Annotated in this window: 22 protein-coding genes and 2 tRNA genes; 8 read left to right on the top strand and 16 right to left on the bottom strand. The window is 73.3% G+C overall.

The window, feature by feature from the left end; translation table 11 throughout:
• Window positions 1-100 precede the first annotated feature (100 nt).
• Window positions 101-1315, top strand: coding sequence for a M6 family metalloprotease domain-containing protein (locus IEZ20_RS02910; protein WP_189294650.1), 1215 nt, complete (start codon window positions 101-103; stop codon window positions 1313-1315).
• Between the two features lie 100 nt (window positions 1316-1415).
• Here the strand turns inward: IEZ20_RS02910 and IEZ20_RS02905 are convergent.
• The 7 genes from IEZ20_RS02905 to IEZ20_RS02875 form a co-directional block, all read right to left on the bottom strand.
• Window positions 1416-1489 (bottom strand) — tRNA-Lys (locus IEZ20_RS02905).
• Window positions 1480-2049, bottom strand: a complete 570-nt coding sequence (locus tag IEZ20_RS02900) for a bifunctional DNA primase/polymerase (RefSeq protein WP_189294453.1) — start codon at window positions 2047-2049, stop codon at window positions 1480-1482. Before IEZ20_RS02900 ends, IEZ20_RS02905 begins: the two co-directional genes overlap by 10 nt.
• A 111-nt stretch (window positions 2050-2160) precedes the next feature.
• A complete protein-coding gene (locus tag IEZ20_RS02895) occupies window positions 2161-2529 on the bottom strand; it encodes a DUF8844 domain-containing protein (RefSeq protein ID WP_189294452.1) in 369 nt (122 codons plus the stop codon).
• 150 nt (window positions 2530-2679) lie between these two features.
• Window positions 2680-4017 carry an AAA domain-containing protein gene (locus tag IEZ20_RS02890; protein WP_189294451.1) on the bottom strand — a complete coding sequence of 446 codons (1338 nt, stop codon included), beginning with the start codon at window positions 4015-4017 and terminating at the stop codon, window positions 2680-2682.
• Entirely contained in the window at window positions 4014-5603 is a 1590-nt protein-coding gene (locus IEZ20_RS02885) for an amino acid adenylation domain-containing protein (protein WP_189294450.1), read from the bottom strand. The genes IEZ20_RS02890 and IEZ20_RS02885 overlap by 4 nt, the downstream gene beginning before the upstream one ends.
• The gene (locus IEZ20_RS02880; protein ID WP_229895858.1) at window positions 5594-6784 is read right to left on the bottom strand and encodes a hypothetical protein; all 1191 of its coding nucleotides are present in this window, start codon (window positions 6782-6784) and stop codon (window positions 5594-5596) included. The genes IEZ20_RS02885 and IEZ20_RS02880 overlap by 10 nt, the downstream gene beginning before the upstream one ends.
• Before the next feature lies 1 nt (window position 6785).
• A complete protein-coding gene (locus IEZ20_RS02875) occupies window positions 6786-7730 on the bottom strand; it encodes a phosphatase PAP2 family protein (protein WP_189294449.1) in 945 nt (314 codons plus the stop codon).
• 200 nt (window positions 7731-7930) lie between these two features.
• Here IEZ20_RS02875 and IEZ20_RS02870 point away from each other — a divergent pair, with 200 nt between their 5' ends.
• Window positions 7931-8527 (top strand): histidine phosphatase family protein, encoded by a 597-nt coding sequence (locus tag IEZ20_RS02870; protein WP_189294448.1) that lies wholly within the window; start codon window positions 7931-7933, stop codon window positions 8525-8527.
• A gap of 83 nt (window positions 8528-8610) precedes the next feature.
• Here the strand turns inward: IEZ20_RS02870 and IEZ20_RS02865 are convergent, their stop codons facing one another.
• Window positions 8611-10050 (bottom strand): NsdA family TPR-like regulatory protein, encoded by a 1440-nt coding sequence (locus IEZ20_RS02865; protein WP_189294447.1) that lies wholly within the window; start codon window positions 10048-10050, stop codon window positions 8611-8613.
• 265 nt (window positions 10051-10315) lie between these two features.
• Here IEZ20_RS02865 and IEZ20_RS02860 point away from each other — a divergent pair, with 265 nt between their 5' ends.
• Complete coding sequence (locus IEZ20_RS02860) at window positions 10316-10786, top strand: hypothetical protein (protein WP_189294446.1); 471 nt, start codon at window positions 10316-10318, stop codon at window positions 10784-10786.
• A gap of 47 nt (window positions 10787-10833) precedes the next feature.
• The gene (locus IEZ20_RS02855) at window positions 10834-11703 is read left to right on the top strand and encodes a spermidine synthase (protein ID WP_189294445.1); all 870 of its coding nucleotides are present in this window, start codon (window positions 10834-10836) and stop codon (window positions 11701-11703) included.
• Between the two features lie 86 nt (window positions 11704-11789).
• Here the strand turns inward: IEZ20_RS02855 and IEZ20_RS02850 are convergent, their stop codons facing one another.
• The gene (locus tag IEZ20_RS02850) at window positions 11790-12305 is read right to left on the bottom strand and encodes a hypothetical protein (RefSeq protein WP_189294444.1); all 516 of its coding nucleotides are present in this window, start codon (window positions 12303-12305) and stop codon (window positions 11790-11792) included.
• Window positions 12306-12404: 99 nt separating this feature from the next.
• On the opposite strand from IEZ20_RS02850, the gene IEZ20_RS02845 reads away from it, so the two are divergent.
• The 3 genes from IEZ20_RS02845 (at window position 12405) to IEZ20_RS02835 (ending at window position 16100) form a co-directional block, all read left to right on the top strand.
• Window positions 12405-13124, top strand: a complete 720-nt coding sequence (locus IEZ20_RS02845; RefSeq protein WP_189294443.1) for a response regulator transcription factor — start codon at window positions 12405-12407, stop codon at window positions 13122-13124.
• The gene (locus IEZ20_RS02840; protein ID WP_189294442.1) at window positions 13121-14521 is read left to right on the top strand and encodes a sensor histidine kinase; all 1401 of its coding nucleotides are present in this window, start codon (window positions 13121-13123) and stop codon (window positions 14519-14521) included. The genes IEZ20_RS02845 and IEZ20_RS02840 overlap by 4 nt, the downstream gene beginning before the upstream one ends.
• Before the next feature lie 109 nt (window positions 14522-14630).
• Complete coding sequence (locus IEZ20_RS02835; RefSeq protein ID WP_189294441.1) at window positions 14631-16100, top strand: glycoside hydrolase family 18 protein; 1470 nt, start codon at window positions 14631-14633, stop codon at window positions 16098-16100.
• 51 nt (window positions 16101-16151) lie between these two features.
• Here the strand turns inward: IEZ20_RS02835 and IEZ20_RS02830 are convergent, their stop codons facing one another.
• The 4 genes from IEZ20_RS02830 to IEZ20_RS02815 form a co-directional block, all read right to left on the bottom strand.
• Window positions 16152-17582 carry a GH1 family beta-glucosidase gene (locus tag IEZ20_RS02830; protein ID WP_189294440.1) on the bottom strand — a complete coding sequence of 477 codons (1431 nt, stop codon included), beginning with the start codon at window positions 17580-17582 and terminating at the stop codon, window positions 16152-16154.
• Window positions 17583-17679: 97 nt separating this feature from the next.
• The gene (locus IEZ20_RS02825; RefSeq protein ID WP_189294439.1) at window positions 17680-18564 is read right to left on the bottom strand and encodes a carbohydrate ABC transporter permease; all 885 of its coding nucleotides are present in this window, start codon (window positions 18562-18564) and stop codon (window positions 17680-17682) included.
• Entirely contained in the window at window positions 18561-19586 is a 1026-nt protein-coding gene (locus IEZ20_RS02820; protein WP_189294438.1) for a carbohydrate ABC transporter permease, read from the bottom strand. The genes IEZ20_RS02825 and IEZ20_RS02820 overlap by 4 nt, the downstream gene beginning before the upstream one ends.
• The gene (locus tag IEZ20_RS02815; RefSeq protein ID WP_189294437.1) at window positions 19583-20914 is read right to left on the bottom strand and encodes an ABC transporter substrate-binding protein; all 1332 of its coding nucleotides are present in this window, start codon (window positions 20912-20914) and stop codon (window positions 19583-19585) included. The genes IEZ20_RS02820 and IEZ20_RS02815 overlap by 4 nt, the downstream gene beginning before the upstream one ends.
• Window positions 20915-21226: 312 nt before the next feature.
• On the opposite strand from IEZ20_RS02815, the gene IEZ20_RS02810 reads away from it, so the two are divergent.
• Entirely contained in the window at window positions 21227-22282 is a 1056-nt protein-coding gene (locus IEZ20_RS02810) for a LacI family DNA-binding transcriptional regulator (protein ID WP_189294436.1), read from the top strand.
• A 106-nt stretch (window positions 22283-22388) separates the two neighbouring features.
• On the opposite strand, the gene IEZ20_RS02805 is transcribed toward IEZ20_RS02810, so the two are convergent.
• From IEZ20_RS02805 to IEZ20_RS02795, 3 genes are all read right to left on the bottom strand, one after another.
• Window positions 22389-22461: transfer RNA gene (locus tag IEZ20_RS02805), tRNA-His, on the bottom strand.
• A gap of 105 nt (window positions 22462-22566) precedes the next feature.
• Complete coding sequence (gene orn, locus IEZ20_RS02800; RefSeq protein WP_189294435.1) at window positions 22567-23169, bottom strand: oligoribonuclease; 603 nt, start codon at window positions 23167-23169, stop codon at window positions 22567-22569.
• Between the two features lie 139 nt (window positions 23170-23308).
• Complete coding sequence (locus IEZ20_RS02795) at window positions 23309-24526, bottom strand: helix-turn-helix domain-containing protein (RefSeq protein ID WP_189294434.1); 1218 nt, start codon at window positions 24524-24526, stop codon at window positions 23309-23311.
• Between the last annotated feature and the right edge of the window lie 143 nt (window positions 24527-24669).

Here is a 24669-nt window from a genome sequence, read left to right as displayed (position 1 = left end):
ACGCGGTGAATACCAGCAATCTGGGTGCGGGTCCCGCGAACCGCATCCGGAGGTCAAGTCCGTGCCCAAGCTGCGCAGCACCGCCGCCGTGTTCACCACGATGTCGGCGCTCGCCGCGACCTCGATCCTCACCGGCCCCTCGGCCGCCGAACCGTTCTCGACGGCCCCCTGCGCCCTGCACCGCAGTGAGGCCCACCACTCCGAGGGCGTGGATGGCTGGAACCCCTCCTACACCCGCCCGACCGGTGCCCTCGATGCCGTGATGGTCTTCCTCTCCTTCCCGGACTCCACCCCGCGCACCACCCCCGCCCAGCTGGCCGCCGACCACTTCCCGGCCACCAGCCGCTTCTACGAACAGGCGTCCTACGGCAGGTTCACCCTGCGCCCGCACCCGCTGGGGCACTGGCTGCGCATGCCGCGCCCGTCGACGGCGTACGCCATGAGGCGGGACTGGAGCGCCGAGGACCGGGCCGCCTACCTGCGGGACGCGTTCGCCGTGGCCGACAAGGAGGTCGACTTCTCGCGCTACCCGGTCGTCTACCTCGTCGCCGACCCGGACGCGCCCGGCGTCGACTCGGACGCCACGAAGGTCGTGAACCTGGACACGCCCGTGCACGTCGACGGCACCGACGTCCAACGGGTCGTCACCGTGTTCGAGCACCATCCGCCGGACCGGCTGGTCCTCGCCCACGAGACCGGCCATGTCTTCGACCTGCCCGACCTCTACCACCGGCCGGTCGACGGCAAGGGCGATTGGGACACCTACGTCGGCGACTGGGACCTGATGGGCAGCCAGTTCGGGCTGGCCCCGGACCTGTTCGGCTGGCACAAGTGGCGGCTCGGCTGGCTGGACCCGCGCCAGGTGGTCTGCGTGCGCGGGGCCACACCGACCCGGCTCACCCTGGAGCCCCTCGCGGCCGGGCCGGGCGTCGCGGTGCCGGGCGTGGGCGGCGCCCCCGCCTTCGGCCTCGGGCACGGCGTCAAACTGGCCGTCGTGCGGACCGGCGAGGACAGCGCCCTCGCCTTCGAGGCGCGCGGCGCGGCCGGCAACGACCGGCTGTCCTGCCGGCAGGGGATCCTGGTCTACCGGGTGCGGGGCGGCGCCCCGTCCGGCGACGGCCCGGTCCAGGTCGTGGACGCCCACCCGCGCACCGAGTCCTGCTGGGAGAACTCCGTCTACCCGCCCCTCGCCGACGCGCCGGTCTTCCTCGGGGAGAGCTTCACCGTGCCCGGGGGCGGCGTGAAGATCGAGGCGGAGGGGCGGACGGCGTCGGGGGCCTGGACGGTGAAGATCACACCCGGGGTGAGTGACTGACGCTTCACGGGGGAAGCCGCGTGTACTTCGCGGGGAAGCCCCGTGTATACGAAAACGGCGGGCCGGATTCTTTCGAACCGGACCCGCCGTTTCCTTCAGGTGCGCCGCCAGGGACTCGAACCCCGGACCCGCTGATTAAGAGTCAGCTGCTCTAACCAACTGAGCTAGCGGCGCCTGCTGACGTCGTAGACATTAGCATCCTGGTCGGCGGGAGGAAAAATCGAAATCCGTACGGCGGCCCGGGCGGCCCGTACGGCCGCCCAGAGCAGCACCTCGGGGCCGGGCAGCCAGGGGCGGCGGGTCTCCGGGGCGACTACCCAGCGGGCGGTGCCGACGGAGTCCTCGCAGGTCAGGGCCGGCACGGTCACCGCGTCGCCGGTGCCGTGGCACAGCAGGGGCGGCACCTCCCGGGCCCGCTGTGAGCCCCACTCCTCCCAGTCGAGCAGCGAGGGCAGCCGCTGGGCCGTGCCGAGGGCGGCGAACAGCAGCATCCGGCCCCGGAACACCGCGACCGGGCCCGAGCCCGCGCCTTCGTCCCACAGCCGGTCCAGCATGCGGCGCCCGAAGACGACCGGGGCGCTCACCACGTCGAAGACGGTGCCGCAGGGCAGGACGACCGGGGCGTCCGGGCGGTCCTGCCACAGGGCGAGGGTGCTGCGGGGGAACGGCGCCGCCGAGGCGAGCCAGGCGACGCCGTCGGAGCTGACACGGGAGATGTTCGGTGCGCTGCTCATACCACCCAGGTGTACAGGCAGTGAGCGGGTCGTTCTTCTGAGTTGCGGAAAACCGGGACACGGGCGGCAGGGGAGGAGTATCTTGCCCGCCTGGCATATGCCGCGTGGGTGCTACACCGGGTCCGCGGTCGTCCGCCCGTCCTGCTCCCCGCGCAGCAGGTCCCGGCCGAACTCGACCATCTTCTTCGCGTAGTCCTCGGTCCACTCCGCGCGCTCGGCGATGTCCGCCGGGGTCAGCCGGTCGAAGCGGCGCGGGTCGGCGAGCTGGGCCGCCGCGACGGCCTGGAACTCCACGGCCCGGTCGGCGGCCGCCCGGAACGCCTGGGCCAGCTCCGTCGCCCGGGCCAGCAGCGCCCGCGGATCCTCGATCGACTCCAGGGCGAAGAAGTGCTCGGGGTCGGAGGCCGCCTCCGCGGGCTCGAAGAGCAGGGGCGCGGGGCGTAGCCGCGGTTCGTTACGACGCGGCGTGGGCTCCGCCATGTCTTGTCTCCTCCTCGTACGGGTCCGGCACCGCCAACAGGTGGGCCACCGTCCATTGTCCCGCGCCGACGCAAGGGGCCGTCCGGCCCGCGGAACCACCCGGGGCTTGTCCACGCCGCGCGCCTGCGGACTCCGTCCGGCGGGGGTCGCTCACACCCGCCAGCTCACCTTGTGCTCCGCCAGGTGGGACAGGACCGCGTGGTTCGCCTCCCAGCCGTCCGGGAACTTCACCAGCGTGCCCAGCTGGACCGGTTCCGTGGACGGGTAGTCGTCCAGGAGGTCGGTGACGCCGGCGCGGCAGACCATGATGCAGGCGTGGCGGTGGCGGGAGGCCAGGACGCACAGGCGGCCGGTCTCCAGGTGGAACGCGGTGGCGTCGGGGCGGCCGGAGAGCGGGTGCAGGACGACCGTGACGTCGTACTCGCGGCCCTGGAGCCGGTTCGCGGTGTCGACGGTCACGTCCGGTACGCCCAGCTCGGCCAGGGCGGCGCGGACCGCCGCCGCCTGGTCGCGGTGGGCCGTGCCCACGGCGATGCGGTCGGCCGTCAGCGGGGCGGGGTGCGGACCGCGCTCCGAGACGGCCGCGCCACCCCGGTCCAGCAGGCGGCGGACCACCGTCGCCACCGCCCGCACCGCCTCCGGGTCCGTGCGCGGGGTGTGCCGGGCGGGCAGCTCCAGCAGGCCCCAGCCGGACTCCGCCGCCTCGTCGATCACCCGGTCCGGGCCCGAGCCGTCGGAGGGGACCGCGAAGGTGAGGCGGCGGTCGCCGTGGTCCGTGCCGCTGCGGAAGGGCGTGTACGGGTAGAACGCGTCCGACACCAGGGGCGCCGCGGAGGCCGGCAGGCGCCAGGACACCGGGAGGCGGTGCTGGGGCAGGCCCGGGTTGTGCGCGAGCAGGGTCGTCACCGCGGAGGCCGACGGGTCGTACGACAGGCCCGCCCACTGCTCGCTGCCGACGATCGCGAACGGGTCCAGCTGGCCCGGGTCGCCCACGAACAGCGCCCGCTCGAACAGGCCCGCCACGGCCAGCAGCGAGTCCGAGCGCATCTGGTACGCCTCGTCCACGATCGCGTGCCGCCACGGCTCGTCCACCTTCACATGCGCCCACTTCGCGGCCGTGGACAGGACCACCGGGAGGCCCTTCAGGTCCGCCGCCTTCGCCGACGTGCGGACCTGGGGCAGGGCGTCCAGCGCCTTGTCGTACGCGTCGGCGTCGCTGCTGTGCAGGCGGCCCACCGGCAGCTCGGGGTTCTTCTCCGCCAGCCGCAGGACCAGGTCGTCCACCTGGGCGTTGGTCTGCGCCACCACCATCAGCGGGCGGCCCGCGTCGGCCAGCTCCAGGGCCGCGCGGACCACCAGCGTGGACTTGCCGGCACCGGGCGGGGAGTCGACCACCACGCCCCGCTCGCCGCCGTGCAGCGTGTCGTGCAGGATCGCGCCGGTGGCCCGGGCGGCCGCGGCTCCGGGGTCGACGTCGACGGTCGTCACAGCACGTCCTCCTCGGTCACGGGATCGGGCGCCTCCGGCGCCGGCTCGCCCGGCGGGCCGCCGTGCGTCCAGGGGGTCTCCTCGGGATCGGGCAGCTTCGCGCCGCCGCGCTGCTCGTGCTCGAAGAGGGTGAAGCAGACCCGGTCGCCCTTCTCCGGCACCGACCCGGGCTCGGGCTCCTTGCCGCGGCCCATCTTGTCCAGGATCCGCAGCACCAGCGCCCCGTCGTCCTCCTGCCCGACGAACTCCGCCGACTGCGGCCGGCCGCCCAGCGAGCGGTACGCCTTCGCCCGCTCCGCCAGATGCGGCCGGTCCTCCGTACGGACCGTCACCAGCGGGCGCGGACTCGGCCGCCTGCCCTCGCTGTACGCCATCACGACGTCGGTCACCTCGCCCGCGAACGCCTCCCCGGCCAGCCGCCGCTCCGCCATCACCAGCGGGTCGTCCAGCGCCTCCTGCGCCTCCAGCCGGGCCTGCTCCCGCTCGCGCGTGGCCAGCTTGTTCGCCGCCGTCACCGCGTCGTCCCGGCGCGGCTGCGGGGGCTCGCCGGCCAGCACCCGGTCCCGGTGCGCGGTGAACGACCAGCGGTCCCGGGTCCAGCGACCCTCCACATGCGCGCCGGCCGGCAGCGCCCGCAGCAGGTCCAGGCCCCGCCACACCGCGTCCCAGGTGGGCCGGGTGCGGCTCTCGACCAGGTCCCGGACCTCCCGCTCGGCCCGGGTGAGCGCGGCCAGCAGGTCGTCGGCCTCCACCGGGTCCTCGGCGGCGGCCAGCGCGGTCCGCGCGCGGTCGTAGCGCTCGATCGCGGGGGCCAGCAGCTTGTTGTCGAACGCCGGGTCGGTGGCGGGGCCGGCCGGCGGACACAGCAGCTGCCCGTCGGCGTCCCGGGCGAGTTCGGCCCGGCGGGCGGCCTCGGCGCCGGTCGTGCCCTCAGGGGGGTCGATCCAGGCGAGCAGCGCGCCCAGGTGCTGGTCCTCGAGGCCGGACTGGCCGGTCGCCCAGTGCCGGGACAGCACGTCGGTCAGGGCGAGCAGCAGCGAGGAGCCCGGGACCCGGGCCCGCTCGCCGTAGTGGGTGAGCCAGCGGCCGAGCAGCGGCACGCGGGGCGGCGCCGGATAGGGCGCGTCAGGGTCCTGCTCGGCGGTGCGCCGGAACCGCATCGAGCGGCCCAGCAGCCGTACGAAGTCCAGGCCCGTGCGGCTCGGCACGATCAGCTGGGGCGCGTCCGCGCACAGCTCGGCCTCCACCTTGACCCGCTTGCCGGTCTCCGGGTCGGTCTCGGTGCGCTCGGCCGCCTCCACGGAGTCCGCGTACGCCTCGATGTGGGGCAGGACGACGTCGGCCAGGTCGGCGAGGAAGGTGAAGCGCAGGTCGCGGTCGCGGGGCTGGGGGACGACCAGCAGGCGGGGCGCGTCCCGGTCGGTGCCGACCAGCGCGCCGAGCGGGGCGCCGGTCTCACCGGCCGTGGTGAGCGGCACGAACACCAGCGGGTGGTCGGACAGGTGCCGGTGCCGGACGGTCGCGACCGGCTGCGCCCGGCCACTGCCGACGGCCTCCAGCCGGGCGAGGGTGGTGATCAGTGACACGCGGTCGCCTCCCGGGCCGTCGCGGAAGCGTCTTTGGCCGTCGGTGGTGTCTCCGTGCGCGGGGCCGTGACTCGCGTGGCCGTCGGCGGGGTCGCCGTGCCGGCCGTCCGGAGGGCTTCCTCGCGGAGGGCCGCCGCGCGGCGCAGGGCGGCCACCGCCGGGTCGTCCGGGTCGCCGCTCTCGCCGCGGGCCGCCGCCAGGACCTCCCCGACCGTGGCCAGACCGCCCAGTTCGGCCCGCAGGGGCCGGCCGAGGCGGGTGACCGCGCCGGCCGCGCGGGCCCGGTCCCGGCAGTGGAAGGCCAGCTCGCAGGCGGACAGGCACTCGGGCGCGTACGTCGCCGGCACCGCCTCCACGGCCGCCGTCAGTTCCTCGGCGGGCCGGTCGGGCGCGAAGCAGGTGCCCTCGGGCAGCGCGTCGGTGAGTTCCTCGATGCGGGTGAGCCGGGCCAGTTGGCGCGCGGTGACGGCGCGCTGCTTGCGGACGTCCACGGCGGAGCCCGCGGGCAGGTTGGAGAAGTCCTTCGGACACACCAGCAGCACCCGGTGACGCACCCGCGGAGCGGGGACGCTCCCCTCCGGTTCCGAGCCGAGCCGGGCCGCGACCTCCTCCAGGGCCAGCACGTAGACGGCCGCCTGCCGGGCCGCCGCGCCCACCTTCGCCGGGTCGGCGGAGCCGTCCACCATCGGGAAGGACTTGATCTCCACCACCGACCAGCTGCCGTCCGGGTGCACCACCACCGCGTCCGGCTCCAGGAAGGCGAGGGAACCGGCGACGTCCAGGGCCAGCATCGGGTGGTCCAGCAGCGTCCAGCCGCCGGCCCGCACGGCCTCGCGCAGCGCCAGCGCCGTACGCGCCGTACGCCCCTGCGGGCCGTGCGCGCTCAGGTCGGGCACGGCCGCCCCGGCGGGTGGTTCGGCGCCCGGGTCGAGCCGGGCGTGCGCCAGCCGCAGCAGCTCCGCGCCGCCGTCCGCCTTCACCCGCGCCTCGAACGCGTTGCCCCGGGTCAGCGCGAACTGCGACTGCCCGAAACCGGACGGCGCGCCCAGCGCGGTGGCCAGCCGGGCCTTGTCCACCCCGGCGCCGTCCAGGACCGCCCGCCGGGCGCACCCGGGGTTGGCGGCGAGCGCCGCGAGGGCGCGGGCGTCCAGGGCCTTGGCCGGTACGTCGGGACCGCGCAGCTCAGCGAGCCGGTGTCGGAGCCTCCTCGCCGACGTCGGCGGGGGAGGCGTCCGGTCCGGCCGCGGGGTCGAGCCGCGACTCGCGCTGCCGTGGAATTCGCTCACCCGCGGAAGTCTGGCATCCGGCACTGACAATCGGGGAACCCGTGCCGTCCGGGGCCGGTGCGGCACGGCGCGCCGACCGGGTCCGGACGAGGTCCACGGCCCGCATCACGCGCGGTGCCAGCAGGAGGCCGACGCCCATCGCGGCGACGCCCGCGACCGCGTCCAGCAGGTAGTGGTTGGCGGTGCCCATGACCACGAGCGCGGTCACCAGCGGGTAGACGACACCGAGGACCTTCGTCAGGCGCGTGCCGCCGTGCCGCCACAGCATGACGCCGCACCACAGCGCCCAGCCCACGTGCAGGCTCGGCATCGCCGCGTACTGGTTGGTCATGCCGCCCATGCCGCGCGGGGCGCTGGCCGCGCCGCCCCACCAGCCGTACGAGCTGTACTGCGCCATCGTGTCCACGAAGCCGTGGCCGGCGGAGAGCAGCCGGGGCGGGCAGGTCGGCAGCAGGGTGAAGCCGATCAGCCCCAGGAAGGTGGACGTCATCAGCCAGGTGCGGGCCGCCCGGTAGTGCCGGGCACGCGCGTGGAACAGCCAGACCAGGATGGCGGGCGTGACCAGGTAGTGCAGGGAGGCGTACCAGAAGTCGGCCGGCACCCCGAGCCAGGGCTCGCGCGTGAACAGCCGGTTCAGCGGGTGCTCGGCGTTGAGGTGCAGGGCCTTCTCGACGCGCAGGATCGCCAGGCCGTGGTCGACGGCGCTGGTGACGTCACCGCGGGCGAGGAGCCGGCCGACCGAGTAGCAGCCGTAGACCAGCAGGATCAGGGGCAGCTCGGTCCACCAGCGCAGCCGCGGCCGGAGGGCCACCTCGGTGCCCGGTATCTCGGTCTGCGGCATCCGATCGCCCTCCCCCTTCTGCTGTGCGGCGCCCCGGCGGGCGACCGTGCCACTTTACGGTGTGCCTACGGAGCCCCTGACGGGTGCTCCGATCACGCCGGTGCGTCAGCCCTCCAAGACGCGGAGATCGCCCGGCCGGTTGCCTCGGACCGGGGTGCGCGATGATGGAAGAACCGCATCCCCTCACCGAGAGGTCCTCCATGGCACCGCGCATCCTGCTGGCCCGGCACGGACAGACGGCCTGGTCGCTGTCCGGCAAGCACACCGGCAGGACCGACGTGCCGCTGCTGGAGGAGGGCCGGCGCGGGGCCAAGCTGCTCGGCGAGCGGCTGCACCGGGCTCCGCTGGACGGGCTGGCCGGGGCGGAGGTGCGCACCAGCCCGCTCTCCCGCGCGCGCGAGACGTGCGAACTGGCCGGCTTCGGCGACCGTGCCACGGCGTGGGACACGCTCATGGAGTGGGACTACGGCGCGTACGAGGGCATGACCCCGGCGCAGATCCAGGCCGTCCGGCCCGGCTGGCTGATCTGGCGGGACGGGGTCCCGGAGGGCGAGACCCTCGCCGAGGTCACCGCGCGCGCGGACGAGGTCGTCTCCTGGGCCCGCTCCGCCGACCGTGACGTCCTCGTCTTCGCCCACGGCCACATCCTGCGCTCGATCGGCGCCCGCTGGCTGGGCCTTCCCCTGGACTTCGCCGCCCGCATCCGCCTGAACCCCACCTCCCTGTCCGTCCTGGGCTGGGCCTACGGCGAACCGGCGATCGAGAGCTGGAACGACCTGGGGCACTTGGCCGGCTGAGGCGGCCGGCTGAGGTCTGTGGGCGCGACCGGCCCCCATCCGCCCCCGGTCCGACGGCTGCGGCCCCCCGAGCCGGAACGGCCCTACACCCGCCGCGGCAACGAAGCGTGACGGTCCAGAAAGGCCGACACCCCCGAAGCCCGCCGGTGCGGCAGCAGCACCCGCGCCGTACCCGCGAGCATCGTCTGGATGCGGGAGGACTGGACCTGGTCCAGCAGCCCCAGCACCCGCAGCCCCGCCTCCGCCGCCTCGTCGGGACGGCCCTCGCGGGCGAGGTCGTCGGCCAGCTCCGCCGTGTAGAGCGCGATGTTGCGCGTGAAGTGCGGATCCTGCAGGTGCGCCGCCCGCCGCGCGTGCCGGGACGCCCGCCGCCAGTCGCCCAGCGTGGACCAGCACTGCGCCTCCAGCCCCTCCAGCTCGGCCTCTCCGTAGAAGCTCATCCACTCGGGGTCGGCGTCCGAGCGGCCCCGGTCGAAGAGGGCCTGCGCGCGGACCAGCGCCTGCTCGCAGCCGGTGCGGTCGGCGAGCCCCGCCCAGCCGCCCGCCTCGCGCAGCGCGAGCAGCGACATCAGCCGGTGCGAGCCGAGCGGCCGGGCGGCGCGCTGCGCGGCCTGCGCGGCCCGGACCGCCTCCCGGGGTCGGCCGGAGTCCCGGGCCAGGAACGCGGTGTTGCAGAAGGCGTGTGCCTCCAGTGCCGGGTCGCCGGTCATGCGGGCGGTGGCCAGCGCCTCCGCGTAGTGCGAGCGCGCGTCGTCGAAGCGGCCGGAGTCGTGGGCCAGCCAGCCCACGGAGATGGCGAGTTCACCGGCGCCCGCGTGCAGCCGGTCGGCGGTGGTCTGCCGGGTCGCGCCGGCGTCGAGCAGCGCGTAGGCGGCGCGCAGCGGAGCCGCCGCGCGCCGGTACAGTCCGTCCGCGCCGTGCCGGTCGTCGAGCAGCCGGATCCGGCGGACGGCCTCCTCCAGCGCCGTCGCCTCGGGGGTTCCCGCCCGCCGCAGCGGCCGTTCCGCCGCCGCGGCGGGGGTGTTGAGCCCCAGCGGGGCCAGCGTGGCGGCGGCCACCGTGGCGCCTCCGCCGGTCATGAATGCGCGACGCAGCACGTCGCTCTCCTCGTGGTTCAGGGGGTCTTTCTCGTGGGGGTCCTGCGGGTCATACGGATCGGGGATCCCGCCCGACTCACCGGACCCCGCGTCGGGGGCGGGCACCTCCGGCGCCTCCCCGGCGGTACGCGCCGCCCGTCCGCGCACGGACGAGCGGGGCGCGAAGCCGAGGTCGGTGAGCGTGCGGCCGGGGAACATGTGCAGGAACACCCGTTCGTACGCGTAGTTGGGGCAGCGGATCTCGCCCGCCTCGACCCGGCCGACATAGCGCGCGTCACAGCTCACCCGCTCACCGATCTCCCGTGCCGCCCGCCGTACCAGCGCCGCGAACTCGGCCGGTGAGCGCCGGCCGCGCAGTTGCCGGAAGGCGAGGTTCGGCCGGACTGGCCGTTCGGGTTGTGACGAGGTCACGGTTGACGACGCCATGGCCGGGTCCTCTCGTGCGAACCGTCGAACCATGCCGGGACCCAGGTCATTTCGGGATGAGTTGCCCGTGTGGCGTCCTGGTTCCGGCGGGCATGAACGTACCTGCTGTGAAGGACCCGCCACGCGGTGTTTGGCTACAAACCGGATATCTCATGCACGATCTGCCATGAAGTGCCATCCTTTGCGGCGCACTTGTGCCGTAGCCGTTGACGGGCTCGCGCGTTGGACCCCATGGACCGCAACAGGCTGTGTGGTGGAGGCCGGCATGGAGACCAGCCAGAGCAACGATCCTTGTACGTCACCGTCGCTGTCGTCGTCGCTGTCACCGTCGTCGCCGCTGTCGCTGTCGTCGCCGTCGTCGCTGTCGCCGTCGTCGTCCGCGGCGGGTGACACGGCATGCGACCTCGTGACGGTGCCGACCCGGCAGGGGCTGGAGGCGGTCGACATCCTGCGGCGGGGCGCCGCGGACGCGGTGGGTCCCGTCCTGCACGACGACGGCTGCGGCACCCTCGGCTTCCTGGTGCCGGCCGGTACGGCCGCGGGCTGGGACCTGCCCGGCAGCACCTGCACCGAGACGAACGGGCGCGGGCTGCGGCTGAACCCCGAGCCCCCGGTGGAGGGCTCCGACTGGCTGCTGCCCCCCGGCGAGGCCGACCTCGCCACCGACCCGGTGGTCCTGCGCCGTGCCCTGGGCGAGGCGGCCCGCCTGATCGAGGCGGCCGACAACTGCCGCTGAGCGGCTCCGGCGCGGCGACCGGCCCCCGGAGCTGCGAAAATGGGCGGATGGGCAGGTCCAGGAACACGCGCCGCAGGTCGGCCGCCGCAGCCGTCGTCGAGGAGCCGGTCGACGGCGGGCTCGCGCGGCTCGTGCCCGATCCGGACCGAGGCCGGGCCTGGACGCTGCTGATCGACGGCGCGCCCCAGTCGCACGTCGACCTGGACGACCCGGCGTACCTCTCCTTCGAGTACCAGCGCCGCCTCGGCCATGTCATCGACCTCGTCGCCCCGGCCGGCAAGCCGGTGCACGCCGTGCACCTCGGCGGCGGCGCGTTCACCCTGGCCCGGTACGTCGCCGCGACCCGGCCCCGCTCCACCCAGCAGGTCGTGGAGCGCGACGCCCGCCTGGTTCAGCTGGTCCGCCGGGAGCTGCCGCTGGACCCGAACGCACGGATCCGGGTGCGGACGGCCGACGCCCGCGCGGGGCTCGCCAAGGTGCCGGACGGCTGGGCCGACCTGGTCGTCGCGGACGTGTTCAGCGGCGCCCGCACCCCCGCCCACCTCACCTCGACCGAGTTCCTGGACGAGGTCCGCCGCGCGCTGAAGCCCTCCGGGGTCTACGCCGCCAACCTCGCCGACGGCCCGCCGCTCGCGCACCTGCGCGGCCAGATCGCCACCGCCGCCGCCCGGTTCGGCGAGCGCGCGCTGATCGCCGACGCGGCCGTGCTGCGCGGCAAGCGCTTCGGCAACGCGATCCTGGTCGCCTCCGACCTCCCGCTGCCGCTCGCCGAGCTGACCCGCCGCGCCGCCTCCGACCCCCACCCCGGCCGGGTCGAACACGGCCGGCAGCTCACCGACTTCACCGGCGGCGCGGTGCCGGTGACGGACGATGCGGCGGTGGCCTCCCCGGCCCCGCCGCCCTCGGTGTTCCGCTAGAGCCCCGCTCCGGGCGCCGGACCGCTCGCCCGCCGGTCGCCGGGCCGCGTCGGGAACCGCCGGTTCCGTGAAGCTCATCCCCGAGGTCAGTACGTCCCCACCTCCACCCGCGGCGGACCGTCGTGCCAGGTGCAGAACACCGACACCCGGTCCGCGCCCCGGCTGAACTCCACCCGGATCCAGCTCTCCGTCTTCCACACCTGCATCGCCCAGCCGGTCCCCGGGGTCGCCGAGACCAGGGTCCCGCTGGAGGCGCCCAGGTCGAACACCGCCCGGCCGCCGTCGGTGTCGTAGGACCTGACCCGGCCGGAGGCCGAGGCGGTGGGGGAGGGCTTCTGCGTGCGGGCCGGGCTGCGCGTCGGCGTCGGCGGCGGCTGCCGCCGCTCACGGGACGGGGACGGGGACGGAGTGGGGGACGGAGCGGGCCTGCGGGAGGCGGAGGTCACGTCCCGGGTGTCCGCGTCGGCCGCCGTGACCGGCAGGGCGCGCGGCGGTTCGTACGCCGTCCCCGCCATCACCGTGTGCACACCCCACCACGACAGCGTGACCGCCGCTCCGGTCGCCAGCAGCCACGCCAGTACGTGTACGAGTCCTCTGCGCATCGCGGGCCATACTGCCCCAGGGGCACGGCCGTACGCACATGCCCCGGGTTATCCACAGGCCCCCGCCCGGTGTTGCCCGCATGGCGTACGGTGCGGCGCATGGCAAGTGTGCTCGTGGTCGAGGACGACCAGTTCGTACGCTCGGCGCTCATCCGGCACCTGACCGACGCCGCCCACACCGTGCGCAGCGTCGGTACGGCCCTGGAGGCGCTGCGCGAGGTCGCCCATTTCCGCTTCGACGTGGTCGTCCTGGACCTCGGACTGCCCGACCTGGACGGCTCCGAGGCCCTGAAGATGCTCCGCGGCATCACCGACGTTCCCGTCATCATCGCCACCGCCCGGGACGACGAGACGGAGATCGTCCGGCTGCTGAACGCGGGGGCGGACGACTATCTGACCAAGCCGTTCTCCGTCGAGCACCTCTCCGCCCGGATGGCGGCCGTGCTGCGCCGGTCCCGTTCCGGCGGCGCGGAGCCCCCGCCCTCGTCCGTGCTGCGCGTCGGCGGGCTCACCGTCGACCCGCTGCGCCGCCAGGCCGAGCTGGACGGGGTCCGGCTCGACCTCACCCGCCGCGAGTTCGACCTGCTCGCCTTCCTGGCCGGCCGCCCCGGGGTCGTCGTCGCGCGCAGGGAACTGCTCGCCGAGGTCTGGCAGCAGTCCTACGGCGACGACCAGACCATCGACGTCCATCTGTCCTGGCTGCGCCGGAAGCTGGGGGAGACGGCCGCCCGGCCGCGCTACCTGCACACCCTGCGCGGTGTCGGCGTGAAGCTCGAACCCCCCGCGGAGCCCTCGGCGGACGGGCGGGCCCCGCGATGAGATGGGCCCTGGTCAAGGTCTGCCTGGCGGTCACCACGATGGTCGTGGTCGCCTTCGCCGTGCCGCTCGGCCTGGTCGTCAGGGAGATGGCCCGCGACCGCGCCTTCTCGAACGCCGAGCGGCAGGCCGCCGCGGTCGCGCCCGCGCTGTCCATCACCACCGACCGGGACCAGCTGGAGCGGGTGGTGGCCTCGGCCGGCGCCGGCTCCGGCATGGCCGTCCACCTGCCCGCCGACGGCGGCCGGGCCGCACTCGACCTCGGCCGGCAGCGTGCCCCCGGCCGCGACATCCAGGCCGTGCGCAGACTGGGCCGCGCCTCCACCACCTCCGTGCCCGGCGGCTCCACCCTGCTCCAGCCGGTCGCGCTCGGCTCGGGCGTCGCGGTGGTCGAGGTGTACGTCCCCGAGTCGGAGGTGACCAACGGCGTCGGCACGGCCTGGGCGGTGCTCGCGGCCGTCGGGCTCGCGCTGATCGTCGGATCGGTCGCGGTCGCCGACCGGCTCGGGGTGCGCATGGTCCGGCCCGCCCGGCGGCTGGTCGAGGGCGCGCACGAACTGGGCGAGGGCAAGCTGGGCGCCCGCGTCCCGGAGGAGGGCCCGACCGAACTGCGGCTGGCCGCCGTCGCGTTCAACTCCATGGCCGACCAGGTCGTCCAGCTCCTCGCCAACGAGCGGGAACTGGCCGCCGACCTCTCCCACCGGCTGCGCACCCCGCTCACCGTGCTCCGGCTGAACGCGGCCTCCCTCGGCGCCGGACCGGCCGCCGAGCAGACCCGGACGGCCGTGGCCCAGCTGGAGCGCGAGGTCGACACCATCATCCGGACCGCCCGGGAGGCCAAGCCGCAGACGGCCGCCGCCGGACCGGGCGCCGGCTGCGACGCGGCCGAAGTGGTCCGCGAGCGCATGGAGTTCTGGTCCGCGCTCGCCGAGGACGAGGGCCGCAAGTGGCGGGTGGCCGGCGTGGACCGGCCGGTGCGCGTACCCGTGGCCCGCGCCGACCTCGCCGCCGCCCTCGACGCGCTGCTCGGCAACGTCTTCCGGCACACCGCCGAGGGCACCGCCTTCGCGGTCGACGTGCACAACGGCGAGGACGCGGTGATCGTGCTCGTCTCCGACGCGGGCCCCGGCATACCCGACCCGGACGCGGCGATGGCCCGCGGCCGGGGTTCCGGACACACCGGCTCCACCGGGCTCGGCCTGGACATCGTCCGCCGGCTCGCCGAGTCCACCGGCGGGGACGTCCGCATCGGCGGCTCGGTGCTGGGCGGCACGGAGGTGCGGATCTGGTTCCAGCTGGACGGCCGCAAGACCCTGGGCCGCCGACAGCGGGGAGCCGTACGAAGACGCCGGACGGGTAAACCGGTCTCGACCTTTAACCGGCCCCGATCGCTTCCTTAAGCGAACCCTAAGGTCTGCGACCGGAGCCGGGAACGGGCGGTTCGTCCCTTTCCTGATCGCTAGCGTGCTGCCGCACCCCACCCCGTGAACAGCGAAGGCAGGCACGCGCATGAGCACGCACCGGCGCAGGATCAGTGGCAGGAACAAGGCGATAGGCGGCCTGGTCGCCGCGGCCGTGATCGGCGGCGGCGCGGTCCTGCTCACCGGCACCGCGAACGCGGCCGGGGTGAACGCCGCGTACACGAAGACCAGCGCCTGGTCCTCCGGTTACACCGCCCAGTACGTCGTCACCAACAACACCGGCCAGGCCGAGAAGACCTGGACGCTGGAGTTCGACCTCCCGGCGGGCGCCACGCTCTCCTCCCTCTGGAACGGCGAGTCGAGCGTCAGCGGCCGGCACGTCACCGTCAGGCCCGCCAAGTGGGACACCGACGGCCTGGCCCCGGGGAAGTCGGTGACCGTCGGCTTCGTGGTCAACGGCAGCGGTGACCCGACCGGTTGTCGTGTCGACGACACCCAGTGCTCCGCGGACGGCGGGGCGACCCCCGAGCCGAGCGGCCGGCCGACGCAGACCACCCAGCCGTCGGCCCCCGCCCCCACCAGGACGACCACACCGACCCAGAGCGCGACCCAGACCGCGACCCCCGCCCCCACCGGCAGCACCGGCACCGGGACCGGCACCACCTCCTCCGCCGGCTTCGCCCCCTACGTCGACACCAGCCTCTACCCGGCCTTCGACCTGCTCGGTGCCGCCGACGCGACCGGCGTGAAGGACTACAACCTCGCCTTCCTCACCGACGGCGGCGGCTGCACCCCCAAGTGGGGCGGTGTCACGGACCTCACCGGTGACGCCGTGGCCGCGCAGATCGGCGCGCTGCGCGCCAAGGGCGGTGACGTCCGCGTCTCCTTCGGCGGCGCCTCCGGCTCCGAGCTGGCCACCACCTGCTCCTCCGCCGACGCGCTGGCGGCGGCCTACGGCAAGGCGATCGACGCCTTCAAGCTGACCAAGGTCGACTTCGACGTCGAGGGCGGCGCGCTGCCCAACACCGCCGCCAACACCCGCCGCGCCCAGGCCATCGCCAAGCTCCAGGCCCAGCACCCGGGCCTGGACGTCTCCTTCACCCTGCCGGTGATGCCCGAGGGCCTCACCCAGGACGGCGTGAACCTCCTCGCCGACGCCAAGGCCAACGGTGTGAAGACCACCACCGTCAACATCATGGCGATGGACTACGGCCCCGCGTACAGCGGTGACATGGGCACCTACGCCGAGCAGGCCGCGACCGCCACCCAGGCCCAGGTCAAGAGCGTGCTGGGGCTGTCCGACACCGCCGCCTGGAAGGCCGTCGCCGTCACCCCGATGATCGGTGTCAACGACGTCTCCTCCGAGGTCTTCAAGGTGGAGGACGCCACCCAGCTGGTGGAGTTCGCCAAGTCCAAGGGCCTCGGCTGGCTGTCCATGTGGTCCGCGGCCCGCGACAAGGAGTGCGCGGGCGGCGCCAAGCCCACCGCCGACGCCACGTGCAGCTCCGTCACGCAGGAGAAGTCCGCCTTCTCGAAGGCGTTCGGGGCGTACAAGTAGGCACGTCCCGGTCCGGCGCGGCCCGCCCCCACGACGGGCCGCGCCACCGGGTCACGCGGCGGAGTCCGCCGGCGGCAGCACCCCCGTGCGGGCCGCCTCCGCGTACCACCGCGCGCTCGACTTCGGCGTCCGCTCCAGCGTGGCGTAGTCCACGTACACCGCGCCGAACCGCTTGCCGTAGCCGTACGCCCACTCGAAGTTGTCCATCAGGGACCACAGGAAGTAGCCGCGGACATCGGCGCCGTCGGCGATGGCGTGGCGCACCTCCGACAGGTGGCCGTGCAGGTAGGCGATGCGCTCGGGGTCGTGCACCCGGCCCTCGGGGTCGGGCTTGTCGTCGTAGGCCGCGCCGTTCTCGGTGACGTAGAGCGGCAGGCCCGGTGCCTCGCGCGTGTAGCGCATGATCAGGTCGTACAGGCCCGTCGGGTCGATCGTCCAGCCCATCTCCGTGCGTTCGCCGGGGGTCTGGTGGAAGACGATGTCGTCGCCGGCGGGCCAGGGCGAGTGGTCGCTGCTGCCGTGGCCGTCCGCTCGCGGTCCCTTGACCTCGCCGGACGCGGCCGAGACCAGGGTCGGGGTGTAGTAGTTCAGGCCCAGCGCGTCCAGCGGGGCGTTGATGGTGCGCACGTCGCCGTCGAGGACGTACGACCAGTCGGTGACCGAGCGCGTGGAGTCGAGCAGCGACGACGGGTACGCGCCGTGCAGCATCGGGCCGTGGAAGACACCGTTGGCCAGGTCGTCGATCCGGCGGGCCGCGGCCAGGTCGGCCGGGTCCTGGGTGAGGGGCCGCACCACCGAGGAGTTGAGGCTGACCGCGATCTGGTTGCGGGAGGGCATCGCCGTCCGCAGGGCCGAGACGGCCAGCCCGTGGCCGAGGTTGAGGTGGTGGGCCGCGCGCAGCGAGGCCGCCGGGTCGGTCCGGCCGGGCGCGTGCACCCCGGAGCCGTAGCCCAGGAAGGCGCTGCACCACGGCTCGTTGAGGGTGATCCAGTGCTCCACCCGGTCGCCCAGCGCCTCGCCGACGAGCTGCGCGTACTCGGCGAACCGGAACGCGGTGTCCCGTACCGGCCAGCCGCCCGCGTCCTCCAGCTCCTGCGGCAGGTCCCAGTGGTAGAGGGTGAGGGCCGGCTTGATGCCCCGTGCCAGCAGTTCGTCGACCAGGCGGCGGTAGAAGTCCAGGCCCCGCTGGACCGCGGGGCCCCGGCCCGTCGGCTGCACCCGGGACCAGGAGACGGAGAAGCGGTACGCGCCGAGGCCCAGCTCCGCCATCAGCGCCACGTCGTCGCGGTAGCGGTGGTAGTGGTCGACCGCGACGTCCCCGGTCTCGCCGCCGGCCGTCCTGCCCGGCGTATGGCTGAAGGTGTCCCAGATGGAGGGGGTGCGCCCGTCCTCCCGCACCGCCCCCTCGATCTGGTACGCCGAGGTCGCGGCGCCCCAGAGGAAGGCGGGAGGAAAGGTCACGGGCGAAACGGAGTCAGGCATGGAAGCGCTCCCATGAAGGGTCTCAAGAGCCGGTGGATGCGTGCGGAGAAGGGGCCGGGACGGCGGTGACCCGGCCCCCGTGAAGCGGACGGGCGGATCAGCCCTTGATCGCGCCCTGCATGATCCCGCCCACGATCTGCTTGCCGAACAGCAGGAAGGCGACCAGCAGCGGCAGCGTGCCGAGCAGCGCCCCCGCCATGATCACCGCCTGGTCGGGGACGTACCCGGTGCCGAGCGAGTTCAGGGCCACCTGCACCGTCGGGTTCTGCTGGTTCAGGGCGATGATCGGCCACAGGAAGTCGTTCCAGGCGAACACGAACGTCAGCAGGCCCAGCACCGCCATCGCGGGCCGCGCCGCCGGGAAGACCACGTGCCAGACGATCCGCAGACTGCTCGCCCCGTCCACCCGGGCCGCCTCGATCAGCTCGGTCGGCAGCGCCTGCACCAGGTACTGCCGCATGAAGAACGTACCGAACGCGGTCACCAGGCTCGGCAGGACCACCGTCTGCAGCTGGTTCGACCAGCCCAGGTCCGACATCCACAGGTACAGCGGTACGACGGCGAGCTGCGGCGGGATCATCATCGTGCCGATGGTCAGCAGCAACAGCAGACCGGAGAACCGGAACCGCAGCTTGGCGAAGGCGAAGCCGGCCAGGGTGGAGAACAGCACCGTGCTCACGGTGATCGTGCCCGCCACGATCACCGAGTTGACCATCGCGGTGCCGAGCCCGGCCTCGTCCCAGGCCGCCTGGAGGTTCTTGAACAGGTTGCCGCCGAACCACAGCGGCGGCGGGGTCTCGGCCAGCCGGTGGTCCGTGCGGGAGGCCGCGATCGCCGTCCACACCAGGGGGGCCAGCGAGACCAGCGCGAACACGGTCAGCACGACATAGGTCACCGGGCCCGCGTGCAGCTGCTTGCCCGCACCCATCCGGCCCCGGCGCCCGCCGGTCTTCCGGGGCAGCGTGAGTTCAGTGGTGGTCATTGGGACTTCCTCAGCCGTCGGGTGAGCAGCAGGTTGACCGCGGCGATGATCAGCAGGATGAGGAACATCGACCAGGCGATGGCGGACGCCTTGCCGAGGTTGCCGATGATCCAGCCCTGGTCGTACATGTACAGGCCGAGGGTCTGGTACTGGTGCTCCGAGCCGCCCTTGGACCCGCTGACCCCGCCGAACAGCAGCGGCTCACCGAAGAGCTGGGTGGCGCCGATGGTGGAGACGACCACCGTGAACAGGATCGTCGGCCGCAGCTGCGGAATGGTCACGTGCCGGAACTGCTGCCAGCGGTTGGCGCCGTCGATCGCCGCCGACTCGTACAGATCGGCCGGGATCGCCTGCATGGCGGCCAGGTAGATCAGCGCGTTGTACCCGGTCCACCGCCAGATCACGATGGAGGACACCGCGAACTGTGAACCCCAGTCGGACTCCCGCCAGTTGACCGGACCGACCCCGAAGAAGTCGAGGAACCAGTTGACCATGCCGCCGTCCCACGAGTACAGCAGCGTGAACACCAGGGTCGCCGCCGCCACCGAGGTGGCGTACGGGGTCAGCATCACCACGCGCCACACGGTCGAGCCGCGCAGCTTGTAGTTGAGCAGGTGCGCGAGCGCCAGCGCGGCCAGCAGCTGCGGCACGGTCGAGATGACGCCGATGGAGAAGGTGTTCTTCAGCGCGTTCCAGAAGAAGTCCGAGGACAGCAGGTTCCGGTAGTTGTCCAGGCCCGCCCAGGTCTGGTGGTCGAGGGCGGACAACTGCACGTTGTGCAGCGAGTACCAGGCCGTGTAGAGCAGCGGGACCAGGGAGAAGGCCCCGAAGAGGAGGAAGAAGGGGGCGACGAAGGCGTACGGCGACGCCTTCATGTCCCAGCGGTACAGCCGGCTGCGCCAGGAGTCGGCGTCCGCCGGCGCACCGCGACCGCGAGCGCCCCGGGCCGCGCCCGGCGTGGAGCCGGGCGCGGCCTCGGCGCTCGACGCGGCACGCGCGAGAGCCTGCTTGGAGCTGCTCACTGGCCGAGCACGTCCTTGATCTCGTTCTTCGCGGCGTCCCAGCCCTGCTCGGGCGACTTGCCCCGCTGCTCGACCTGGAGGATGCCGACGTCGGTCAGCGCGCTGTTGATCGGCTGGTCCTTGACGCCGAAGTACTGCACCGGGATGGTCTTCGCCGAGTCGGCGAAGATCTGCGTGATCGGCGCGTTCGAGAAGTACGCCGTGGTGTCGGAGGCCGGCTTCAGGCTCGCGTAGGCCGACGGGGTCGACGGGAAGCTGGCCTGCTTGGCGAAGACCTTCGCCTGCTGCTCCGGCGCGGTCAGCCACTTCACGAACTCGATGGCCTCCTTCTGGTGCTTGCCCGCCGTCGGCACACCGAGGAAGGAGCCGCCCCAGTTGGCCGCGGTCGGTGCCGCCGCCACGTCCCAGTTGCCCTTGCCGGAGTCACCGGCCTTCTCCTCGATCTGGCCGAGCATCCAGGCCGGGCAGGCCACGGAGGCGAAGGTGCCGTTGGCGAAGCCCTGGTCCCACGGCTTGTCGAACTGCTTCAGCTTGGCCGACATGTCGCTGGTGGCGACCGTCATCGCGGCGTCCCAGGCCTTCTTCACGCCAGCGGACTTGTCCCAGACGACGTTGCCGTCCTTGTCGTAGTACCGGGTGTCGGCGCCGCCGAGGGCCGCGTTGTAGACGGAGGAGGCGGAGTCCACGAACTTGGTGCCGTCGGGCGCCTTCTTCATGTACTGCTTGCCGAGGTCGACGTACTTCGCCCAGTCACCCTTCCACTGGGCGGCCAGCTTGGTGCGGTCCGTCTCCAGGCCGGCCTTCTTGAACAGGTCCTTGCGGTAGCAGATCGCCATCGGCCCGATGTCGGTGCCGAGCCCGATGAGCTTGCCGTCCTTCGCGGTGGCCTGGGCGTTCTTCCAGTCCAGCCACTGCGACTTGTCGACCTCCTTGCCGAGGTCCACGAACTTGTCCGCCTGGGTCTGCACGGCCTCGGTGATGTTGCCGACCTCGATGGCCTGGACGTCGTCGGTGCCGGAGCCGGCCTGGAGGCGGGTGAGCACCTTCGGCCAGTACACGTCTGTTCTGGTGGTGACGTTCTCCTTGATGTTGATGTCCTTGTGCAGCCTCATGTACTCGTCGTACAGCCCGGCCTGCTTGTAACCGAAGACGCCGAAGGTCCCGATGGTCAGCGTGATCCTGCCCTTGCCGCCACCGCCGTCGCCGCCCGAGTTGTCGGACGTGCCGTCGTCCGAGTCGTTGGCGCAGCCGGCCAGCAGCCCCGTGGCCAGTGCGGCCACGGCCGTGAGGGCCATCAGCCGATGGGACCGGCGGATGCTCGTGCGCATTGCGTCCTCCTGTTGCCTGACGTGCCGACCCCCCGGCCAACTGCATGGAAAACGGGCCCGTTCGTACTCGCTGCGGCTCGGGCGGGGAACGTGCGGGATGTGTAGGTGTCAGGTACTGTGGGAGCGCTCCCACAAGTGATGTGTTGAAGAGTCGTCGGTTCCCGGCGGGGTGTCAAGGGAGCGGACGGGGCGAACCGCGTTCAGTTATCTGCCTGTTAACTGCGCTCACGGGTCCCTTCGTACCGCTCGTCACGCCGGCCAGGACTGTTAGATTCCAGCCATAAGCAGGACGCGGCGAGAAAGGCGGAGCCCATGGCAAGCCACGGAGGGCGGGGCCGGAGCGGAGGGCGGCCCACGCTCGAAGAGGTCGCCGCCCGGGCCGGGGTCGGACGGGGCACGGTCTCCCGGGTGATCAACGGCTCGCCCCGGGTCAGCGACGCCACCCGCGCCGCGGTCGAGGCGGCCGTCGCCGAGCTGGGGTACGTCCCCAACACCGCCGCCCGCGCCCTCGCGGCCAACCGCACCGACGCCATCGCCCTGGTGGTCCCCGAGCCGGAGACCCGCTTCTTCGCGGAACCGTACTTCTCGGACATACTGCGGGGTGTGGGCGCCGAACTCGCCGACACCGAGATGCAGCTGCTGCTGATCTTCGCCGGCAGCGACCGCGAGCGGCAGCGCCTCGCGCAGTACCTGGCGGCCCACCGCGTGGACGGCGTCCTCCTGGTCTCCGTCCACGCCGACGACCCCCTCCCCGACCTGTTGTCCCAGCTGGAGATCCCGGCCGTGATCAGCGGCCCGCGCTCGGCGGCCGAGTCGCTCACCTCGGTGGACTCCGACAACTACGGGGGCGCCCGCTCGGCGGTGGAGCACCTGCTGGGCCGGGGCCGCCGCCGGATCGCGCACATCACCGGCCGCCTGGACGTCTACGGCGCCCAGCGCCGCGTCGACGGCTATCGCGACGCCCTGCGCGACGCGGGCCACCCGGCGGACGAGCTCCTGATCGAGCCGGGCGACTTCACCGAGGAGGGCGGCCGCCGCGCGATGCGGCTCCTCCTTGCTCACCACCCCGACCTGGACGCGGTCTTCGCCGGCTCGGACGTGATGGCGGCCGGTGCCCGGCAGGTGCTGCGCGAGGCGGGCCGCCGCATCCCCGACGACGTCGCCCTGGTCGGCTACGACGACTCCGCCATCGCCCGCCACATGGATCCGCCGCTCACCAGCGTCCGCCAGCCCATACAGGAGATGGGCCGCGCGATGATCGACCTCCTCCAGACGGAGATCGCCGATCGCCGCCCGCCCGCGTCCCGCGGCCTGGACCGCCGCCGGGCGGTGCTCCCCACGGAACTGGTGGTGCGGGCCTCGTCGTGAGGGGGCGGGGCGCTCCGGAAACGCCTCCCCGGCGGCCCGGCCCTCCGGGGAAAACAGAATCAGCCGGTGACCCGTCTTGCGACGGAGTCACCGGCTGATTACTCAGGGTGAGTGACGGGACTCGAACCCGCGACATCCTGGACCACAACCAGGTGCTCTACCAGCTGAGCTACACCCACCACGACCGGTTGTTCGAGGAGTGTTTTCCCCGACCGGCCGAGAAGAAGTCTACAGGGTCCGAAGGGGTGCTCGCGCACAGGTTTTCGCGCGGCCCCGCGCGGCGGCTACTGCGCGGGCAGGACGTGCCGGGCGGCGATCGTCCTCGCGGTGTCGGAGTCCGGGCCGGGCTGCGGCACGAAGATGGCCTCGCGGTAGTAGCGCAGCTCGGCGATCGACTCGCGGATGTCGGCGAGGGCCCGGTGGTTGCCGTTCTTCTCCGGGCTGTTGAAGTACGCCCGCGGGTACCAGCGGCGGGCCAGCTCCTTGACCGAGGACACGTCGACGATGCGGTAGTGGAGGTAGTCCTCCAGCGTGGGCATGTCCCGCAGGAGGAAACCGCGGTCGGTGCCGACGGAGTTGCCGCACAGCGGGGCCTTGCCGGGTTCCTTCACGTACTCCCGGACATAGGCGAGGACCTGCTCCTCGGCGTCCTGAAGGGTCGTCCCGCTCTCCAGCTCGGCGAGCAGTCCGGACGCGGTGTGCATCTGACGCACCACCTCCGGCATCGTCTCCAGCGCCCGGGCCGGCGGCCGGATGACGATGTCGACGCCGTCGCCCAGCACGTTCAGCTCGGAGTCGGTGACGAGGGCGGCCACCTCGATGAGAGCGTCGTCGGACAGCGAGAGGCCGGTCATCTCGCAGTCGATCCACACCATGCGATCGTTCATGCGACCACCCTAAAGCGGACCTGAGCTTTTGGGTGCCCCCTGTGACGGGGGCCGCCGGTACGGGGATGCCGCCGGAACGCGGAGTCGCCGGTACGGAGAAGAGGGGGCGAGCACGCGCTCGCCCCCTCTTTCTCCGCGCTCAGCTACCGCTGCGCGGTCCCGGCAGCAGCCCCACCGCTCCGGCGGCGGCCCGGCGGGTCTGCATCGGCACCCCGCCGTCCCGGTGCTCGTACGCCAGCGCGGGCGGCGGACCGCCCACCGGACCGGACAGGCCCGCGGGCGCGCCCTGCTGTCCGGGCTGTGGCACCGCCGGCTCCGTCTCGCCCGGCCTGTCGCCCTGCGGCCGGCGGGCCCGGTAGGCGGCCCGGTAGGCGGCGGGGGACGAGCCGAGCTGGCGGCGGAAGTGGCCGCGCAGGGCCACCGGCGAGCGGAAGCCGCACCGGCCCGCCACCTCGTCCACGGAGTAGTCCGACGTCTCCAGCAGCCGCTGCGCCTGCAGCACCCGCTGGGTGATCAGCCACTGAAGGGGTGCGCTGCCCGTCAGCGAGCGGAACCGGCGGTCGAACGTACGGCGGCTCATGTAGGCGCGTGCCGCCAGTGTCTCCACGTCGAACTGCTCGTGGAGGTGTTCCAGCGCCCAGGCGACGACCTCGGCGAGCGGGTCGGCGCCGATCTCCTCCGGTAAAGACCTGTCGAGGTAGCGCTCCTGTCCGCCGGACCGGCGCGGCGGGACCACCAGGCGGCGGGCCAGCGCGCCGGCCGCCTCGTTGCCGTGGTCCGTCCGCACGATGTGGAGACAGAGATCGATTCCGGCCGCCGTACCCGCCGACGTGAGCACGTCGCCGTCGTCGACGAACAGTTCCCGCGGATCCACGTGGACCGACGGGTAGCGCTTGGCCAGCGTCGGTGCGTACATCCAGTGGGTGGTCGCCGGGCGGCCGTCCAGCAGTCCGGCCGCCGCGAGCACGAACGCGCCCGTGCACAGCCCGACGATGCGGGCGCCTTCCTCGTGTGCCCGGCGCAGCGCGTCGAGCGCCTCCTCCGGTGGCGGTGAGGTGATCGAACGCCAGGCCGGTACGACGACCGTCCCGGCGCGTGAGATCGCCTCCAGCCCATGCGGTGCGGTGAGTTCCAGGCCCCCTGTGGTCCGCAGCGGGCCTTCCTCGCCCGCGCACACCAGCAGGCGGTAGCGCGGCACGCCGGCGTCCTGGCGGTCGATCCCGAACACCGACAGCGGAATGGAACTCTCGAAAATGGGGCCGCCGCTGAACAGCAGCACCGCGACGATCTCCTTGCGGCGTCGCCCGGACAGTTTCCGGGCTGCGGCGTCCGGCGAGGCAGTGGAGTCGTGGCTCATACTGCTAAGCCCCCCTCGGTGGTCGCGGCTCCTCGGTTGTGTCGCTCCTGCACGTTTCCCCTCGGTCCTGCACGAGTCCCCCGCCGTAAAGACAGTCAAGATCGAATTTACTGGCTCCCGCAATCGCGCGGTGACCAGTTCCC

Origin of the sequence: Streptomyces cinerochromogenes, from assembly GCF_014648635.1 — a bacterium.
GTDB classification, from domain to species: Bacteria; Actinomycetota; Actinomycetes; order Streptomycetales; family Streptomycetaceae; genus Streptomyces; species Streptomyces cinerochromogenes.
The sequence above is the reverse complement of the archived record's forward strand: the minus strand, read 5'-3'. Positions and strand labels throughout refer to the sequence as shown.

Excerpts from the sequence above, each read along its gene's own strand:
- IEZ20_RS02810 (WP_189294436.1), top strand. The coding sequence starts at position 21,227 with ATGGCAAGCCACGGAGGGCGGGGCCGGAGCGGAGGGCGGCCCACGCTC.
- IEZ20_RS02870 (WP_189294448.1), top strand. The coding sequence starts at position 7,931 with ATGGCACCGCGCATCCTGCTGGCCCGGCACGGACAGACGGCCTGGTCG.
- IEZ20_RS02860 (WP_189294446.1), top strand. The coding sequence starts at position 10,316 with ATGGAGACCAGCCAGAGCAACGATCCTTGTACGTCACCGTCGCTGTCG.
- IEZ20_RS02825 (WP_189294439.1), bottom strand. The coding sequence starts at position 18,564 with ATGACCACCACTGAACTCACGCTGCCCCGGAAGACCGGCGGGCGCCGG.
- IEZ20_RS02795 (WP_189294434.1), bottom strand. The coding sequence starts at position 24,526 with ATGAGCCACGACTCCACTGCCTCGCCGGACGCCGCAGCCCGGAAACTG.
- IEZ20_RS02910 (WP_189294650.1), top strand. The coding sequence starts at position 101 with ATGTCGGCGCTCGCCGCGACCTCGATCCTCACCGGCCCCTCGGCCGCC.
- IEZ20_RS02840 (WP_189294442.1), top strand. The coding sequence starts at position 13,121 with ATGAGATGGGCCCTGGTCAAGGTCTGCCTGGCGGTCACCACGATGGTC.
- IEZ20_RS02875 (WP_189294449.1), bottom strand. The coding sequence starts at position 7,730 with ATGCCGCAGACCGAGATACCGGGCACCGAGGTGGCCCTCCGGCCGCGG.
- IEZ20_RS02830 (WP_189294440.1), bottom strand. The coding sequence starts at position 17,582 with ATGCCTGACTCCGTTTCGCCCGTGACCTTTCCTCCCGCCTTCCTCTGG.
- IEZ20_RS02835 (WP_189294441.1), top strand. The coding sequence starts at position 14,631 with ATGAGCACGCACCGGCGCAGGATCAGTGGCAGGAACAAGGCGATAGGC.
- IEZ20_RS02855 (WP_189294445.1), top strand. The coding sequence starts at position 10,834 with ATGGGCAGGTCCAGGAACACGCGCCGCAGGTCGGCCGCCGCAGCCGTC.
- IEZ20_RS02865 (WP_189294447.1), bottom strand. The coding sequence starts at position 10,050 with ATGGCGTCGTCAACCGTGACCTCGTCACAACCCGAACGGCCAGTCCGG.
- orn (WP_189294435.1), bottom strand. The coding sequence starts at position 23,169 with ATGAACGATCGCATGGTGTGGATCGACTGCGAGATGACCGGCCTCTCG.
- IEZ20_RS02850 (WP_189294444.1), bottom strand. The coding sequence starts at position 12,305 with ATGCGCAGAGGACTCGTACACGTACTGGCGTGGCTGCTGGCGACCGGA.
- IEZ20_RS02895 (WP_189294452.1), bottom strand. The coding sequence starts at position 2,529 with ATGGCGGAGCCCACGCCGCGTCGTAACGAACCGCGGCTACGCCCCGCG.
- IEZ20_RS02815 (WP_189294437.1), bottom strand. The coding sequence starts at position 20,914 with ATGCGCACGAGCATCCGCCGGTCCCATCGGCTGATGGCCCTCACGGCC.
- IEZ20_RS02900 (WP_189294453.1), bottom strand. The coding sequence starts at position 2,049 with ATGAGCAGCGCACCGAACATCTCCCGTGTCAGCTCCGACGGCGTCGCC.
- IEZ20_RS02845 (WP_189294443.1), top strand. The coding sequence starts at position 12,405 with ATGGCAAGTGTGCTCGTGGTCGAGGACGACCAGTTCGTACGCTCGGCG.